We start from the raw sequence: 15,944 nt of genomic DNA on the forward strand, positions 1-15,944 counted from the left end.
AGCGAGCCTGCTCGCGAAGGCGGTCGTTCAGCCACCGCGAAACCGACGATGATCAGAACCGCTCGATCGACCGCGAATTCTGTTCGCGCACCACTTCCTTCGGCTTGTACGCGCAATACCCCGGCCGTGGACCGATTTTCGGGTGGTTGCGGCAAGTATCCGGGCGCTTTTCATAAATAGTGCACAGACGGCTCTTACGATCCAGGTACAGGCAGTCGTTGTTGCTCATGCGCTGGAGAGTGAAGATTCCCGACTTCTGGTTGAAGCGCTCGACCAGGCCTTCCTTTTGCAGGCGCTTGGCGATGTTCTTCGGCGGATCCCCCAGCTCGAATTCATCGACCACGCCGATACGGATCAGATCCTTGATCTTGACCTCGACCGGCAGGGTGCAGCAGCTGGACATGCACGAACCGCACATCGGGGCAGAATATTTTGCCCAGGTATCGAGTCGGTCGATCTCCGCGGCGGCGATCAGGTTGGGCTTCATCATCGGTTGTTACCAGCGTGTGCATCAGGGCGCGCGATCATACCGGGACTGGTGGATTTTTGAACAACCTTTCGCCAGATTTTTTCTTTGGCGTCCGACAACCCGCTAATCCGGCACGGCCCCTGCATTGATTCCGGCTTACGACAATGTATTGCTGACGCTATTTGCACTTACAGGAAATACTGCCGAACCAGAGCCTCTACCGCCTGTCAGACCGACTAGGCTCAGACAACTCCAAGCTCGCTCGAGGTCCTATCGATGACTCAAGAACCACTTGTTCGCGAAGCAGAGGTGGCCGCATTCCGCGACGCCGTCTTGACCAAACTCACCTATGCGGTGGGCAAAGACCCGGATCACGCCTTCGACCATGACTGGTTCGAGGCCATCGCCCTGGCGGCGCGCGATCACATGGTCGAGCACTGGATGGACCACACGCGGCAGATTTACCGCAAAGGCCAGAAGCGCGTTTACTACCTTTCCCTGGAGTTTCTCATTGGCCGCTTGCTCTACGACAGCCTGAGCAACCTGGGCCTGCTCGACGTCGCGCGCGAGGCCCTGACAGAGCTCGGTGTCGACCTTGAACGCATCCGTCTGCTGGAGCCCGATGCCGCGCTGGGCAACGGTGGCCTTGGGCGTCTGGCGGCGTGCTTCATGGAAAGCATGTCGACCCTGGGCATTGCCGGTCATGGCTACGGCATCCGTTATGAGCATGGCTTGTTCCGACAGGCCATTGTCGACGGCTGGCAACAGGAACAAACCGAACACTGGCTGGATTTCGGCAACCCTTGGGAGTTCGAGCGTCCGGAGGTGGTTTATCCGATCGGCTTCGGCGGTAGCGTCGAGACCTTGACCGATGAGGCCGGCAAGTCCAGGCAAGTCTGGCACCCGGCGGAAACCGTGCGGGCGATTGCCTACGACACACCCGTCGTCGGCTGGCGCGGGGCGAGCGTGAATACCCTGCGTCTGTGGCGGGCACGGGCCATGGAAGACTTGCACCTGGAGCGCTTCAACGCTGGTGACCACCTGGGCGCAGTGGCGGAAGTGGCGCGGGCCGAGAGTATCTCCCGCGTGCTTTACCCGGCGGACAGCACCGAAGCCGGCCAGGAACTGCGCTTGCGTCAGGAATACTTCTTTGTCGCCGCGTCCCTGCAGGATTTGCTGCGCCGCCACCGCAACATGCACACCTCGGTACTGACCCTGGGCGATCACGCGGCGATCCAGCTCAATGACACGCACCCGTCGATTGCCGTGGCAGAACTGATGCGCCAATTGGTCGACGTCTACGACGTGGCGTGGGATGCCGCGTGGCAGGTCACCGTCGACACGCTTTCGTACACCAACCACACCTTGCTGCCCGAGGCGCTGGAAACCTGGCCGGTGGGGTTGATGGAGCGCATGCTGCCACGGCACATGCAGATCATTTACCTGATCAACGCCCAGCACATCGATTCGCTGCGCGCCAAAGGCATTCACGATTTCGACGTGCTGCGCGCAGTGTCGCTGATCGAAGAAGACAACGGCCGCCGGGTGCGCATGGGTAATTTGGCGTTCCTGGGTTCTCACAGCGTCAACGGCGTATCCGGGTTGCACACGCAATTGATGCGCAAAACCGTGTTCTCCGAGCTGCACAAGCTCTATCCGGAGCGGATCAACAACAAAACCAACGGCATCACTTTCCGCCGCTGGCTCTATCAAGCCAACCCTGAGCTGACCTCGATGCTGGTCGACGCCCTCGGCCCGGACCTGCTGGATAACCCTGAAGCGCGGCTGCTCGATCTGGAGCCGTTTGCCGAGAAGACCGCGTTCCGCAAATCGTTCGCCGAGCAACGTTTGCACAATAAGAAAGCCTTGGCGTATCTCATTCATGAGCGATTGGGCGTGGCGGTCAACCCGGCGGCGATGTTCGACGTGCAGGTCAAACGGATTCACGAGTACAAACGCCAGTTACTCAATTTGATGCACACCGTGGCGCTGTACCAGGCAATTCGCGCCGAGCCGGAAATCGATTGGGTGCCACGGGTGAAAATCTTCGCCGGTAAAGCGGCGGCCAGTTATCACCAGGCCAAGCTGATCATCAAGCTGACCAACGACATCGCCCGGGTGGTCAACAACGACCCGACCGTGCGTGGCTTGCTAAAAGTGGTGTTCCTGCCCAACTACAACGTCAGCCTCGCGGAGAGCATCATTCCGGCGGCGGATTTGTCCGAGCAGATCTCCACCGCCGGTTTCGAGGCGTCCGGCACCAGCAACATGAAATTCGGCCTCAACGGTGCGCTGACCATCGGCACGCTGGACGGCGCCAACGTGGAAATGTGCGAACGCATCGGCGCCGAGCACATGTTTATCTTCGGCCTCAGCGCGCAGCAGGTCGAAGCGCGCAAGCAGAACCACGAGTTCAGCGCAGTGCCGGACATTGCTGCGTCTCACCGACTCAACGATGTACTGCAAGCCATCCGTGGCGGGGTGTTCTCGCCGGATGATCCGTCGCGCTACACCGGGCTGATCGATTCGCTGGTCGATTACGACCGTTTCCTGGTCTGCGCCGATTTCGATTCCTACTGGAGCGCGCAGATGCGGGTCGAAGCCCATTGGCACGACTCCAAGGAGTGGTGGCGTTCGGCTGTGCTGAACACCTCGCGCATGGGCTGGTTCTCGTCTGACCGGACGATTCGTGAGTACGCGACGGATATCTGGAAGGCGTTGGACTGACATTTTCGCTTGAGGCCCGGTGCTGACCGGGCCTGATCGATATACTGAGGGCGGTTCTGCCGTCAGGATTCAGAAACACCGCAATCCCTGTGGGAGCGAGCCTGCTCGCGATGACGTCGCTTCATTCAGCATTGATGTTGAATGTAAGTCCGCCATTGCGAGCAGGCTCGCTCCCACAGGTTTTTGTGGTTACACACTAGACTGATCTTGACACTGAATAGCCGGAAACGCCCCGCCATGGGGGCCGCTTAGGGATATCGACCATGCAATGGATGTTGATGCTGATTGGCCTGGTGCTGGGCTGGATACTCGACGAGTCGTTCAGCGATGCGTTGCTGGGCGCGCTGCTTGGCCTGGCAATCGGCCAGGCCATTCGCCTTGGTCGTTTGGCTGTGCAGGCCGACGCGCAACGGCGCTTGCTTGAACAGGCGCAGGTGGCCTTGCATGCCGTCGAACAACGGTTGGCGGTCCTGGAGGTGTCCGGCGTCAAAGTGCCCGAGGCCAGTGAACCGGTCATCAGCGAAGCTGTTCCCGTCCCCGACATTGTGGTCGCGCAAACCCCCACTGAACTGGTCTGGGAGCTGCCGCCGGAACTCGAAGCCGTTCCCGCCGCAGCCACCGAAACCCGTCCTGCGCCATCGTTCGATGCCTGGAAACCGGCGCCGGTCGCCCGCGAGCCGCAGGCGCCTGCGGCACCCCAAGGCCCTGGCTTTATCGAACGCGCCATTAATGGCGCCCGTGCCTGGTTGTTCGGTGGCAACACCGTGCTGCGGGTCGGCGTGGTGCTGTTGTTTCTCGGTCTGGCGTTCCTGTTGCGTTACGCGACGGAAGGCGTGGTGGTGCCGGTTGAACTGCGTTACGCCGGTGTCGCGGTGGCGGCGTTGGGACTGCTGGGTCTTGGATGGTGGCTGCGCAGCCGAAACAACCATTACGCATTGATGCTTCAGGGCGCCGGGGTCGCGGTGCTGTACCTGACGGTGTTCGCAGCGATGCGATTGCATCCGCTGCTCGATCCTTCGGCGGCGTTTGGACTGCTGGTGGCGGTGACGGTGTTTTCGGCGATTCTCGCCATTACTCAGGACTCGTTGGGGCTGGCGGCTGCGGCGGCATTGGGCGGGTTTGCCGCGCCGATCCTGGCGTCTACCGGTAGCGGCAGCCATGTTGCGTTGTTCAGCTATTTTGCCTTGCTCAATGCCGGCATCCTGGCCATCGCCTGGTTCAAGGCCTGGCGGACGCTGAACGTGATCGGCTTCGTCGGCACCTTCGGCATCGGTTTCGCCTGGGGCGCACGATCCTACACGCCGGAGCTGTTGTGGAGCACCGAACCGTTTCTGATTCTGTTCTTCCTGATGTATCTGGCCATCGGCCTGTTGTTCGCCCGCCGCAAGTTGCTGGAGCTCGGTGATGCGCCCGAGGGTAGTGGCCGTGAGGCACTTCTGCAGTGGTCGGCCCGCAAGGGCGACTACGTCGATGGTACGTTGCTTTTCGGTCCGCCGCTGGTGGGCTTCGGCTTGCAGTTCGCGTTGGTGCAACACCTGGAATTCGCCGCCGCGTTCAGTGCCTTGGCGCTGGGCATCATCTACATGGGCCTGGCCCGTCTACTGTATCGCGGTCGTACGTTGCTGCTGGCAGAAACTTGCCTGGCCTTGGGCGTGATCTTCACCAGCCTGGCAATTCCACTGGGGCTCGATGCGCGCTGGACGACAGCGGCTTGGGCCGTAGAAGGCGCGGGGATTTTCTGGCTTGGCCTGCGTCAGCAACGACCAGTGGCCCGGGCATTCGCCTTGCTGCTGCAACTGGGGGCGGCGCTGACGTTTCTCAGCCAGTTGAGCGATGGCGAGGGCAGCCTTCTTGACGGCGTGCCGTTGGGTGCATTGCTGCTCGGTGTCGCGTTGTTGTTCAGCTTCTATCAATTGCACAAAGCTTCGCCCGGACAGATGACAGCGTGGGAGCGCAAAGGGGGCCCGGTGTTGGCTTGCCTCGGCCTGACATTCCTCTATCTGCTGGCGCCGCTGTTCTTCTTCACCGAGGGTACGGCGATCAGCTGGGCGCTGGCCGGGTTGATCACGTTGTTTGGCGGTCTGCGCTTGCCGTCGCGCACCTTCGTGTTCACCGCGATGGCCGTGCAGTGGCTGGGGGGTGTGCTGTTCCTGGTGGCCGCACCGTTGTTCACCGAGGATTTACGCCCGTTGGCCCATGGCGGTTTCTGGACACCATTGATACTCGGCCTGGCGGGGTTGGTGGGCGCCTGGCGCGTGCAGTTCAGCAAGCCGGCCACGGCGTTTGACGGACTGACCCTGCAACGCCTGTCTCAGGCATTGCTGGTGTGGGGCGCAGGCTGGTGGGCGCTGGCATGGGTCAGCGAAGTGCTGCGGTTCGCTCCGCCGACCCTGCAGGCGACGCTGCTGCTGGCGGTCGCGGCGCTGAGCGTTGCGTTGTGGGCCGTGCTGGCATTGCGTCTGAATTGGTCATCACTGGCGTTGCTTTGCACCTTGCTGATCCCGGCTGCCGGCCTGGTTTTGCTCGCCGCATGGCATTCGCGTTATCACCCGGCGGCCAACTTCGGCTGGCTGGCGTGGACGGCGCTGTTCGTGGTGCATTTCATCTCGCTGCGACGCCTGGCACCGCTGTTGCCTGCGTGGGCGCTCAGCGTCGCCCATGTGCTCGGTTGCTGGCTGCTGATCGGCGTGCTCGCGCTGGAGTTGCGTTACGGCCTGTTGCTGTTGTCCGAGCAATACAACGCCTGGCGCTGGTTGGGCTGGGCGATTCTGCCAAGCCTGTATCTGGTGCTGATGGCCGCACCCCGGGATTGGCCGTGGCCGGTTTCGGATTATTCCCGCGAGTACCGTGTGTACGCCGCCGCGCCTTTGGCGTTGTTGATGCTGGTCTGGTTCTGGCTCGCCAACGCTGTCAGTGACGGCATGGCCGAGCCGTTGCCCTACGTACCGTTGGTCAGTCCGCTGGAGCTGGGATTGTTGTTTGCACTGTTCGGCGTTTACGTCTGGTCACGCAGCGCCGTGACGCAACTGGAAGTGCGCAAGGACTACGCCGCGCGCGCCACGCAACTGATCGCTGGCGTCTCGCTGTTCGTGTTCTTTACTGCACTGGTGATGCGCACGGCGCACCATTGGGGCGGCGTGCCGTTCCAGCTCGATGCGTTGCTCGAGTCCATGTTGGTGCAGGCGGGACTGTCGATTGTCTGGACGTTGATCGCCCTGAGTCTGATGATCGGCGGCCATGTGCGACATCGCCGCGAAGTCTGGCTGATCGGTGCGGCGCTGATCGGCGTGGTGGTGGCGAAACTGTTCTTTGTCGAATTGAGTAACCGTGGCGGGCTGGCGCGGATCGTGTCGTTTATCGGCGTTGGCGTGTTGCTGTTGGTGGTGGGCTACTTTGCCCCGTTGCCACCCAAGCGCGTCGAGGCGGCGGATGCCGGAAACCCGGCCCCGCAAACCGGAGGAGTGTCGTCTTGAGTCACAAGCTGAACCTGAGTTGGCTGGGCGTGTTTGCCATGGGGATGGCGCTCTCGGCTGGCGCCCAGGAAAAACTCGCGGACTTCACCACGCAAGTGCCGCTGTCCGTCAGCGGCGAGGGGCCGTGGTACCGCCTTGAGCTGCCATTGGCGGTGCAACTCAATGCCCGGCAAACCGACCTGAGCGATGTTCGCGTATTCAATGCCGATGGCGAACCTCAGGCCTACGCCCTGGCGCGGGCCACCACGCAAGCGGAAGACAGCCGCACGCTGACCGACGTCAAATGGTTCCCGCTCTACAACTCGGCGGACGCCACCGAGCACGCGCCGAGCGTACGGGTGCAATCGAGCGCCAACGGCACGCTGGTCCAAGTGCAGCCTTCCAGTCAGTTGGAGGCGGGCGAGGAAGAGTTGCGCGGCTGGCTGCTCGACGCCAGCGCGATCAAGGCGCCGTTGCAGCAATTGATCCTCGACTGGACCAGCGAGCGCGACGGCTTCCAGCGTTTTACCATCGAGGCCAGTGACGATTTGCAAACCTGGCAGTCCTGGGGAGAAGGGCAGGTCGCGCGACTGACCTTTGCCGATGAGCGGGTCGAGCAACATGAAGTCGGCCTGCCGGGGCAATCGGCGCGCTATTTGCGTTTGCTGTGGGAGACACCGCAATCGGCGCCGATCCTGACGTCGGCGCAACTGCAAAGCAGCCGCAGCCTGCCGCTGCCACTGGTCTGGTCGCAAGCGTTGGCCGGCAGCAGCGTGAAGGCCGGTGAATACACCTGGCAATTGCCAATGGGCGTAAACGTCGAGCGAGTGCAGGTCGAACTGAACCAACCCAACAGCCTGGCGCCGGTCACGTTGTCCGGTCGCCGGGATAGCAGCCTGCCGTGGCAGCCTTTGAGCAGTGGTTTGCTTTATCGCCTGACGCAGGGTGGTCAGGACGTGGTGCAAAACGAGTTGCAGCTGTCGGGGCAAACCGTGCAGCAATTGAAGCTGACCGTGGATGAGCGCGGCGGTGGCTTGGGCGCGCAGGCACCTTTCGTGAAGTTCGCCGTACGGGCAACGCATCTGGTGTTCCTGGCACGCGGGCCGGGGCCGTATACGCTGGCGCTGGGCAACTCGACCGTGAAGGCGGCAAACCTGCCTTTTTCGACGCTGATACCGGATTACAGCGCGGCGAAGCTGACCACGCTGGGCAAGGCTTCTGTGGATGGCGGCGTGACGGCCTCGACCACTGCAGCAGTCCCGGGTGTCGTGAGCACCGACTGGAAGAAATTCGGCCTGTGGGCGGTGCTGTTGCTCAGCGTGCTGTTCCTGGCGGCGATGGCCTTCAGTCTGTTGCGCAAACCGCCAGTCAAACCTTGAAGTCCTGTGGCTTGCCAGCGATAGGGCCGGAACTGACACTGAATTATCGAAACGGCCATCTATCGGTGCCTCGCATCCGGCCCATTTCCATCTACGCTGAACCCCGCGCATGAACTCTCTTTAGCCGATCACGTCTGATAGGAGGAAATGCGCCTCGACTCGCGCTAAACTGCGCGGGTTTTTAGCCCCCCCCCCATTCCTCGGAGCCTTCCATGTCCCGCGTTACCTTGAGTCGCTATTTGATTGAGCAGACCCGTAGCAACAACACTCCTGCCGATCTGCGCTTCCTGATCGAAGTGGTGGCGCGTGCTTGCAAGGAGATCAACCACGCTGTGTCCAAAGGCGCCCTCGGCGGCGTTCTGGGCAGCATGGGCACTGAAAACGTCCAGGGCGAAGTGCAGAAGAAGCTCGACGTGATCTCTAACGAGATCCTGCTCGAAGCCAACGAATGGGGCGGTCACCTGGCCGGCATGGCGTCCGAAGAAATGGACAACGCCTACCAGATCCCGGGCAAATACCCGAAAGGCGCGTACCTGCTGGTATTCGACCCGCTGGACGGTTCGTCGAACATCGACATCAACGCCCCGGTCGGCACCATCTTCTCGGTACTGCGTTGCCCGAACGAATACCTGAGCCAGAACGAACCGTTGAATGAAAAGGCTTTCCTGCAGCCAGGCACTCAGCAAGTGGCCGCCGGTTACGCGATCTATGGTCCACAGACCATGTTGATCCTGACCTTGGGCGACGGCGTCAAAGGCTTCACCCTGGACCGTGAAATGGGCAGTTTCGTACTGACCCACGAAAACATCACCATTCCTGAAGCCACCCAGGAATTTGCCATCAACGCGTCCAACCAGCGTCATTGGGAAGCACCGGTACAGCGCTACGTTGGCGAATTGCTGGCAGGCGATGAAGGTCCGCTGAAAAAGAACTACAACATGCGTTGGGTGGCCGCGATGGTCGCCGACGTACACCGCATCCTGACCCGTGGCGGTCTGTTCATGTACCCGCGCGACAGCCGCGAGCCATCCAAGCCTGGCAAGCTGCGTTTGATGTACGAAGCCAACCCGATGTCGTTCCTGGTGGAGCAGGCGGGCGGTGCGTCCACCGACGGTCACCAGCGCATCCTCGACATCAAGCCTGAAGGCCTGCACCAGCGTGTAGCGGTGTTCCTCGGTTCGAAAGAAGAAGTGGCACGCGTCACGGCCTACCACAAGGAATAAACCATGAACGCGCCCTGGCAGCCGTTGCTCGATTGGTGGTTCGGTACAGCCGAAACCGCCAGGGCTATCGCGGCTGACAGGGGCAAGTTGTGGTTCGGCAAGCGTGACAGCCAGGACCTCGAAGCGCGCGAGCGTTTCGGGGACTGGGTCGAGCAGGCACTGGCCGGCGGATTGACCGAGTGGACGCAACGTCCCGAAGGTTGGCTGGCGCTGGTGCTGTTGCTCGATCAACTCCCGCGAATGATCTTTCGCGACGCTCCCCAATCCTTTTCCGGCGATCTCAGGGCTCAGGCACTGGTGGCGCAAGGCATTGCTGCGGATTTCGATCGGCAGTTGCAACCGATCCAGCGAGTGTTCATTTATCTGGTGCTGGAGCACTGCGAGCACCTGGCGGTGCAGAACGAATGCGTCTCACGGTACATCGAGCTGGTGGCGCAACAACCGGAAGATGACCGGGCGTTGTTTGCCGATTATCTGAATTACGCCGAGAAGCATCAGAAAGTGATTGCGCAGTTTGGACGGTTTCCCCATCGCAATGCGGTATTGGGACGTGAATCGACGGCAGAAGAGTTGGCGTTTCTGTCGAAGCCGGGATCAAGGTTTTAGAATTGTACTGCCGCTGGCCCCATCGCTGGCTTGCCAGCGATGGGGCCAGCGAAAGCGCCTTAGATCCTGAAACTGCCCACCAGATGCTTCAATCGCGCCGCCTGCTGCTCCAGGTCGGCACAGGCACGCAAGGTCGCTTGCAGGTTCTCCACACCTTCCTGGTTCAGCGTGTTGATCTCGGTGATGTCGACGTTGATCGATTCCACCACGGCCGTTTGTTCTTCGGTGGCGGTCGCTACCGACTGGTTCATGCCGTCGATTTCGCCGATGCGCTGGGTCACGCTGCCCAGGCGTTCGCCGGCCTGGTTGGCGATGCCGACGCTGCTTTCACTCTGGCGCTGACTGTCGGTCATGATGCCCACGGCCGCACGGGCGCCGACTTGCAGCTCTTCGATCATGGTCTGCACTTGCTGTGCGGAGTCCTGGGTGCGATGGGCAAGGTTGCGCACTTCGTCGGCGACCACTGCGAAACCGCGTCCGGCTTCGCCAGCGCGGGCCGCTTCGATGGCGGCGTTGAGCGCCAGCAGGTTGGTCTGCTGGGAGATGCTGGTGATCACTTCCAGAATCTGTCCGATGTTGACCGTGTTGCTATTGAGCGTTTCAATGTTGCCGCAGGAATCGCTGATTTTTGCCGAGAGCTGCTGCATCGCCGCGATGGTTTTATCCACCACCTGCTGGCCGTCTTCGGCCAGGCTGCGCGCATCGCTGGAGTGTTGCGAGGCAAGGGCGGCGTTCTGGGCGATTTCCTGGGCGGCGGCGCCGAGTTGATTGATCGCCGCGGCCACGCTGCTGGTGCGCGAGGCTTGCTGGTCGGAGTTGTACATCGATGAGTTGGAGGCCGCCACCACGCGCAGGGCGACTTCGTTGACCTGGCCGGTGGCCGACGACACTTCGATGATCGAAGCGTGAATGCGCTCAACGAAACGGTTGAACGACAACCCCAGCGCGCCGAATTCGTCGTGACCGTGAATGGTCAGGCGTTTGGTCAGGTCACCCTCGCCTTCGGCGATGTCATGCATGGCGCGACCCATGGTCAGCAGCGGTTGCATCAACAGGCTGATCAGCATGCCCAGCAGTGCGATGATGATCACCACGGCAATCACCATGGCGATGAATGCCGAGGTGCGGAATTCGCTGAGCATCGAGAACGCGGTGTCCTGGTCCAGCACCAGTGCCACGTACCAATCCGCCGACGGCACACCGTTGACGTGGGTGAAGGAGATGAACTGGCGCTTGCCGTCGATCTCGACTTCTTTCATGCCCGGGCTGACGTTCGGCGCACCGTTGGGGTAAGCCTCGGCCAGGTTCTTGAGCACCAGTTTGTTGTCCGGGTGGATCAGGATCTTGCCATCGGCGCCGACGATGAACGCGTGACCGTGACCGCCGAAGTTCAGCGAGTTGATGATCGCGCTGACGCTGGACAGGTCGATGTCGGCGCCGGCCACGCCGATCATCTGGCCCTGACGCTGCACCGGTGTGGCCACGGTGATCACCAGTTTGCCGGACGAAGCGGCGATGTACGGCTCGGTAACGATGGTCTGTTGTGCGCTGTTGGCGGCCTTGTACCAGCCACGGGCGCGGGGGTCGTAGTCTGGCGCGCGGTTGCCGGCCGGGACCGAGAACATCACCCCGTCGGCGCCACCGAAGTAACTCAGCTGGAAATTGCCGGTGTAGGCGGGCAGGTCGATGATCCGTTTCAGGCTGGCCGGGGCATTGCCGTCGGCACTCACCTGCTGGGCCATCGATTGCAGCAACTGCATGCGGCTTTCCAGCCAGGTCTGGATGTTGCTGGTGGTCAGGCTGCCGAGTTCCTGCATCGACGCTTCGGTGCTGCTGCGCAAGGTCTGCCGTTGGCGATAGTCGTTGAACAGGATGAAACAAGCGAATGCGACGGCCACCACGAGGGCGGCAGCCAACAAAATCTTGTGGCTGAACTTCATGTTTCGAGTCATGGGATGAGCTACCGCAGGAAATCGGGTCAACAAAGGGGGGCAATGGCCCCGGACGTGGCTTTGCGTTGCATTTGTGTCGACTGGGCGGCGCCAAAGATTAGGCGGATTTGCGCAAATCCGACGAAATACTCGATAGCCATGCAAAGTGACTGATTTTCCGGAAAAAGGCAGACGAGCGGCCTAACAAATAGGCAGCCGGGCAGGGAACCAGATAGGGGTTTTCTCTTCTAAGGTTCTGCTTGGCAGTCATGCCATTCCCCATCGCCCCTGGAGTTCACATGTCGCTGCGATCCATCGCCCTGCTTTCGTTCTGCGTGTTGTTGGCTGCGTGCAGCAAAGTCAATCAGGAAAACTACTCGAAGCTCTCGGCCGGTATGGCCAAGACCGAAGTGGAAACCTTGTTGGGCAAACCCGCCGATTGCTCTGGCGCGCTCGGCATGTCCAGTTGCACATGGGGTGACAAGAACAGCTTTATCAGCGTGCAGTTCGCCGGTGACAAAGTGTTGATGTTTTCCGGCCAAGGCCTGAAGTAAACCGGGGCGACGTGCCCACGGGAGAAAAACAATGAAGCGGTTATTGATAATGCTTTTTGCCGGCCTGGTATTGGCCGGCTGTGCCAGTTCTGGCCAGGATCCGTTGGCGCCCAAGACTGCCAACAGCGTCAACCTCAAGCGTTACCAGGGCACCTGGTACGAGTTGGCCCGACTGCCGATGTATTTCCAGCGCGACTGCGCACAATCCGAAGCCCACTACACCCTGTTGCCCGATGGTAATGTCGCAGTGTTGAACCGCTGCCTGACAGCGCAGTGGCAATGGGAAGAGGTCAAGGGTACGGCTTATCCACAGGTGCCGGGTAAAACCGACAAGTTGTGGGTCGAGTTCGATACCTGGTTTTCGAGGCTGATTCCGGGCGTGGCGAAGGGCGAATACTGGGTGCTGTATGTCAGCGATGACTACAAGACCGCCATCGTCGGCGACCCGAGCCGTCGCTACCTCTGGCTGCTGTCTCGTACCCCGACCGTCAACGGTGTGGTGCGTGAAGACTTGCTGAGCAAGGCGCGTCAGCAGGGTTACGACACCACGCGATTGATCTGGCGGGCGTCGGATACGCAGATGGCCAAGACCTCGAACTAACTGTTTGCAGAAACCCAATGTGGGAGCGAGCCTGCTCGCTCCCACATTTTGTTTGGGGTTAGCCCAGGAGATCGCGCAGGACCTGGGTGAACGCGCGGTTGCTCTCTTCTTCAGCAGCATGCCGGCCATCTCGCACAACCCACTGACCATTCACCAGCACATCCCGCACTTGCCGATCGCCACCGGCAAACAACCAGCGATTCAAGATCCCGTCGCCATTGGCTGTCGCCAGATACGGATCGTGACCGTCCAGCACCAGCCAATCCGCACGCTTGCCCACTTCCAACGTTCCAATCGGCTGACCCAGCGCTTGCGCGCCGCCATCCAGTGCCGCATCGAACAACGTGCGCCCGACCATCGGTTGATCCGCGCCATACAAGCGGTTGCGCCGCTGATCGCGCAGTCGCTGGCCGTATTCCAGCCAACGCAGTTCTTCCACCACGCTCAACGACACATGGCTGTCGGAACCGATGCCCATGCGCCCGCCCTGGGCGAGGAAGTCCACCGCCGGGAAAATCCCGTCGCCGAGGTTGGCTTCGGTGGTCAGGCACAAACCGGCAATCGCGCGGCTTTTGGCCATCGACGAGACTTCTTCCGGGTTGGCGTGGGTCGCGTGGACCAGACACCAGCGCTGATCGACGTCGACATTCTCGTATAGCCACTGCAACGGGCGTCGGCCGCTCCAGCTCAGGCAGTCGTCGACTTCTTTCTGTTGTTCGGCGATGTGAATGTGCACCGGGCACTGCTTGTCGCTGGCGGCCAGCACTTCGCTGATCTGTTGCGGCGTGACCGCGCGTAGTGAGTGGAAACACAAACCCAGCGACTGCGCTTTTTGTTGCGCCAGTATGGGTTGCAAGCGCGATTGCAGCTTGAGGTAGTTTTCAGTGCTGTTGATGAAGCGGCGCTGACCTTCGTTCGGCGTCTGGCCGCCGAAACCGGAATGGCTATACAGCACTGGCAGCAGGGTCAGACCAATGCCGGCCGAGCTGGCGGCCTGGCTGATGCGCAGGGCCAGCTCGGCCGGGTCGGCGTAGGGCTGACCATTGGTGTTGTGGTGTACGTAGTGAAATTCCGCGACCGATGTGTAACCGGCCTTGAGCATTTCGATGTACAGCTGACGGGCGATGACGCCGAGTTGCTCCGGGCTGATTTTTCCGACGAGGCGATACATCAAGTCGCGCCATGTCCAGAAACTGTCGTTCGGATTGCCCGCCACTTCCGCCAGCCCGGCCATGGCCCGCTGGAAGGCGTGGGAGTGCAGATTCGGCATGCCCGGCAGCAGCGGCCCGCTTAACCGTTCAGCGCCATCTGCGTTGGAATCGGCCTGGATATGGGTCAATACACCGTCGGCGCTGACCTCAAGACGTACATTGTTGGCCCATCCACTAGGCAGCAGTGCGCGTTCGGCAAAGAAGGCGGACATGGTTCAGCACCCCATCGTGTGTTATTTGTATATACATATACAGACGTTTGCCTGCCCGGTAAACTCCGGCAAGCTAGCCACTCTATCCAGACGAACAAGGATTAACCGTGCCGACTCCGCCTCCAGTCTCTCCGTTGGCCGCGAACATGGGCGACAGTCCGGCGCCCTTGTACGCCCGCGTCAAACAAATGATTACCCAGCAAATCGACAGTGGAAACTGGCCGCCGCACTACCGCGTGCCGTCGGAAAGCGAACTGGTCAGCCAGCTCGGCTTCAGCCGCATGACGATCAACCGGGCCTTGCGCGAGATGACCGCTGACGGTCTGTTGGTGCGCATGCAAGGGGTCGGTACGTTCGTCGCCGAGCCGAAAAGCCAGTCCGCCCTGTTCGAAGTGCACAACATCGCCGACGAAATCGCCTCCCGCGGCCATCGCCACACCTGCAAGGTCATCACCCTGGAGGAAGAGGCCGCCGGTTCCGAGCGCGCCCTGGCCCTGGACATGCGCGAAGGGCAGAAGGTGTTCCACTCGCTGATCGTGCATTTCGAAAACGATATTCCGGTGCAAATCGAAGACCGTTTCGTCAACGCGCTGGTGGCGCCGGACTATCTCAAGCAGGATTTCACTCTGCAAACGCCTTACGCCTACCTCAACCAGGTCGCGCCGCTGACCGAAGGCGAGCACGTGGTCGAGGCGATCCTGGCCGAGCCGTCCGAATGCAAATTGCTGCAGATTGAAAAAGGCGAGCCGTGCCTGCTGATTCGACGCCGCACCTGGTCTGGCCGCCAGCCCGTGACCGCCGCTCGATTGATTCACCCCGGTTCCCGTCATCGTCTGGAAGGTCGCTTTCATAAATGAGCAGTTTGAAGGTTCTACGCGCCAAGGATTACCCGCGCATGCCTTGGAAAAACGGTGGCGGCAGCACCGAAGAAATCACCCGCGATGCCGGCACCGGCCTGGACGGCTTTGGCTGGCGCCTGTCGATTGCCGATATCGGTGAGTCCGGTGGGTTTTCCACATTCGCCGGTTACGAGCGCATCATCACGGTGTTGCAGGGTGATGGCATGACCTTGTCGGTTGACGGCCACGACTCGCGGCCGTTGTTGCCGCTGGACCCGTTCGCGTTCAGCGGCGAGAGCAAGGTTTCCTGCACGTTGCTCGGCGGGCCGATCCGCGATTTCAACCTGATCTATGCACCACAACGCTACGGCGCGCGGTTGCAATGGTTGAGTGGCGAGCAGCGGTTTTTCAGTTCGGCAGGCACGGTGCTGGTGTTCAGTGTCAGCGATGCGCTGGAAGTGAAGGTCGGTAACAGTGCGTCGCAATTGGGGCGTCATGATTGCTTTCAGTTGGGTGGCAACGCCGGCCTGCTTGAGGTTTCCATTCGCGGCGCCTGCTGCGTGATCGAACTGACTTCACGCGCTTGACTGTGGCGAGGGAGCAAGCTCCCTCGCCACAAAAAACGATCCTCTCCCTGCTGCCCAAAGCGCACCACTTTGTTACCGAACGCCCCAGCGTGGCGCAAAACCCCGCTCAAGTAACAGCCTGCATCCCCTGCAAAAAATCTCCGCGAAAAATTT

The 15,944-nt window shown here is 61.0% G+C and carries 12 protein-coding genes and 1 pseudogene; 9 read left to right on the forward strand and 4 right to left on the reverse strand.

Translation table 11 applies throughout. The features are described 5' to 3' along the window. Positions 1-52: 52 nt before the first annotated feature. Complete coding sequence (locus tag BVK86_RS15110; protein ID WP_075947183.1) at positions 53-490, reverse strand: YkgJ family cysteine cluster protein; 438 nt, start codon at positions 488-490, stop codon at positions 53-55. 255 nt (positions 491-745) lie between these two features. On the opposite strand from BVK86_RS15110, the gene BVK86_RS15115 reads away from it, so the two are divergent. From BVK86_RS15115 to BVK86_RS15135, 5 genes are all read left to right on the forward strand, one after another. Further along, on the forward strand, positions 746-3,196 hold the full coding sequence (locus BVK86_RS15115) for a glycogen/starch/alpha-glucan phosphorylase (RefSeq protein ID WP_075947184.1): 2,451 nt from the start codon (positions 746-748) through the stop codon (positions 3,194-3,196). Between the two features lie 263 nt (positions 3,197-3,459). Then, the gene (locus BVK86_RS15120) at positions 3,460-6,669 is read left to right on the forward strand and encodes a DUF2339 domain-containing protein (protein ID WP_075947185.1); all 3,210 of its coding nucleotides are present in this window, start codon (positions 3,460-3,462) and stop codon (positions 6,667-6,669) included. Beyond that, positions 6,666-8,027 (forward strand): DUF3999 domain-containing protein, encoded by a 1,362-nt coding sequence (locus BVK86_RS15125; protein ID WP_075947186.1) that lies wholly within the window; start codon positions 6,666-6,668, stop codon positions 8,025-8,027. The genes BVK86_RS15120 and BVK86_RS15125 overlap by 4 nt, the downstream gene beginning before the upstream one ends. A 212-nt stretch (positions 8,028-8,239) precedes the next feature. Then, entirely contained in the window at positions 8,240-9,250 is a 1,011-nt protein-coding gene (locus BVK86_RS15130; protein ID WP_075947187.1) for a class 1 fructose-bisphosphatase, read from the forward strand. A 3-nt stretch (positions 9,251-9,253) separates the two neighbouring features. Beyond that, positions 9,254-9,856 (forward strand): DUF924 family protein, encoded by a 603-nt coding sequence (locus BVK86_RS15135; protein WP_075947188.1) that lies wholly within the window; start codon positions 9,254-9,256, stop codon positions 9,854-9,856. Between the two features lie 59 nt (positions 9,857-9,915). On the opposite strand, the gene BVK86_RS30525 is transcribed toward BVK86_RS15135, so the two are convergent. Both BVK86_RS30525 and BVK86_RS30530 read right to left on the reverse strand, forming a co-directional pair. Next, positions 9,916-10,680 carry a methyl-accepting chemotaxis protein gene (locus BVK86_RS30525; protein ID WP_408002983.1) on the reverse strand — a complete coding sequence of 255 codons (765 nt, stop codon included), beginning with the start codon at positions 10,678-10,680 and terminating at the stop codon, positions 9,916-9,918. Positions 10,681-10,770: 90 nt separating this feature from the next. After that, positions 10,771-11,808, reverse strand: a pseudogene (locus BVK86_RS30530) (HAMP domain-containing protein); the annotation flags it as partial. 278 nt (positions 11,809-12,086) lie between these two features. Between BVK86_RS30530 and BVK86_RS15145 the strand changes: the two are divergent. Both BVK86_RS15145 and BVK86_RS15150 read left to right on the forward strand, forming a co-directional pair. After that, positions 12,087-12,341, forward strand: a complete 255-nt coding sequence (locus BVK86_RS15145) for a hypothetical protein (RefSeq protein WP_075947190.1) — start codon at positions 12,087-12,089, stop codon at positions 12,339-12,341. A 31-nt stretch (positions 12,342-12,372) separates the two neighbouring features. Further along, the gene (locus BVK86_RS15150) at positions 12,373-12,942 is read left to right on the forward strand and encodes a lipocalin family protein (RefSeq protein WP_075947191.1); all 570 of its coding nucleotides are present in this window, start codon (positions 12,373-12,375) and stop codon (positions 12,940-12,942) included. A gap of 58 nt (positions 12,943-13,000) precedes the next feature. Here the strand turns inward: BVK86_RS15150 and BVK86_RS15155 are convergent, their stop codons facing one another. Further along, positions 13,001-14,365, reverse strand: a complete 1,365-nt coding sequence (locus tag BVK86_RS15155) for a formimidoylglutamate deiminase (protein ID WP_075947192.1) — start codon at positions 14,363-14,365, stop codon at positions 13,001-13,003. Between the two features lie 146 nt (positions 14,366-14,511). On the opposite strand from BVK86_RS15155, the gene hutC reads away from it, so the two are divergent. Then, positions 14,512-15,222, forward strand: coding sequence for a histidine utilization repressor (hutC, locus tag BVK86_RS15160; protein ID WP_162135916.1), 711 nt, complete (start codon positions 14,512-14,514; stop codon positions 15,220-15,222). Then, positions 15,219-15,791 carry a HutD/Ves family protein gene (locus tag BVK86_RS15165; protein WP_075947193.1) on the forward strand — a complete coding sequence of 191 codons (573 nt, stop codon included), beginning with the start codon at positions 15,219-15,221 and terminating at the stop codon, positions 15,789-15,791. The genes hutC and BVK86_RS15165 overlap by 4 nt, the downstream gene beginning before the upstream one ends. Positions 15,792-15,944 lie beyond the last annotated feature (153 nt).

This window comes from Pseudomonas reinekei (assembly GCF_001945365.1).
GTDB lineage: Bacteria > Pseudomonadota > Gammaproteobacteria > Pseudomonadales > Pseudomonadaceae > Aquipseudomonas > Aquipseudomonas reinekei.

Bases quoted from the DNA above. Each gene is read 5' to 3' on its own strand.
- BVK86_RS15110 (WP_075947183.1), bottom strand. From the start codon at position 490: ATGATGAAGCCCAACCTGATCGCCGCCGCGGAGATCGACCGACTCGAT.
- BVK86_RS15115 (WP_075947184.1), top strand. From the start codon at position 746: ATGACTCAAGAACCACTTGTTCGCGAAGCAGAGGTGGCCGCATTCCGC.
- BVK86_RS15135 (WP_075947188.1), top strand. From the start codon at position 9,254: ATGAACGCGCCCTGGCAGCCGTTGCTCGATTGGTGGTTCGGTACAGCC.
- BVK86_RS15165 (WP_075947193.1), top strand. From the start codon at position 15,219: ATGAGCAGTTTGAAGGTTCTACGCGCCAAGGATTACCCGCGCATGCCT.
- BVK86_RS15155 (WP_075947192.1), bottom strand. From the start codon at position 14,365: ATGTCCGCCTTCTTTGCCGAACGCGCACTGCTGCCTAGTGGATGGGCC.
- BVK86_RS15145 (WP_075947190.1), top strand. From the start codon at position 12,087: ATGTCGCTGCGATCCATCGCCCTGCTTTCGTTCTGCGTGTTGTTGGCT.
- BVK86_RS30525 (WP_408002983.1), bottom strand. From the start codon at position 10,680: ATGTACAACTCCGACCAGCAAGCCTCGCGCACCAGCAGCGTGGCCGCG.
- BVK86_RS15150 (WP_075947191.1), top strand. From the start codon at position 12,373: ATGAAGCGGTTATTGATAATGCTTTTTGCCGGCCTGGTATTGGCCGGC.
- BVK86_RS15120 (WP_075947185.1), top strand. From the start codon at position 3,460: ATGCAATGGATGTTGATGCTGATTGGCCTGGTGCTGGGCTGGATACTC.
- BVK86_RS15130 (WP_075947187.1), top strand. From the start codon at position 8,240: ATGTCCCGCGTTACCTTGAGTCGCTATTTGATTGAGCAGACCCGTAGC.
- hutC (WP_162135916.1), top strand. From the start codon at position 14,512: ATGGGCGACAGTCCGGCGCCCTTGTACGCCCGCGTCAAACAAATGATT.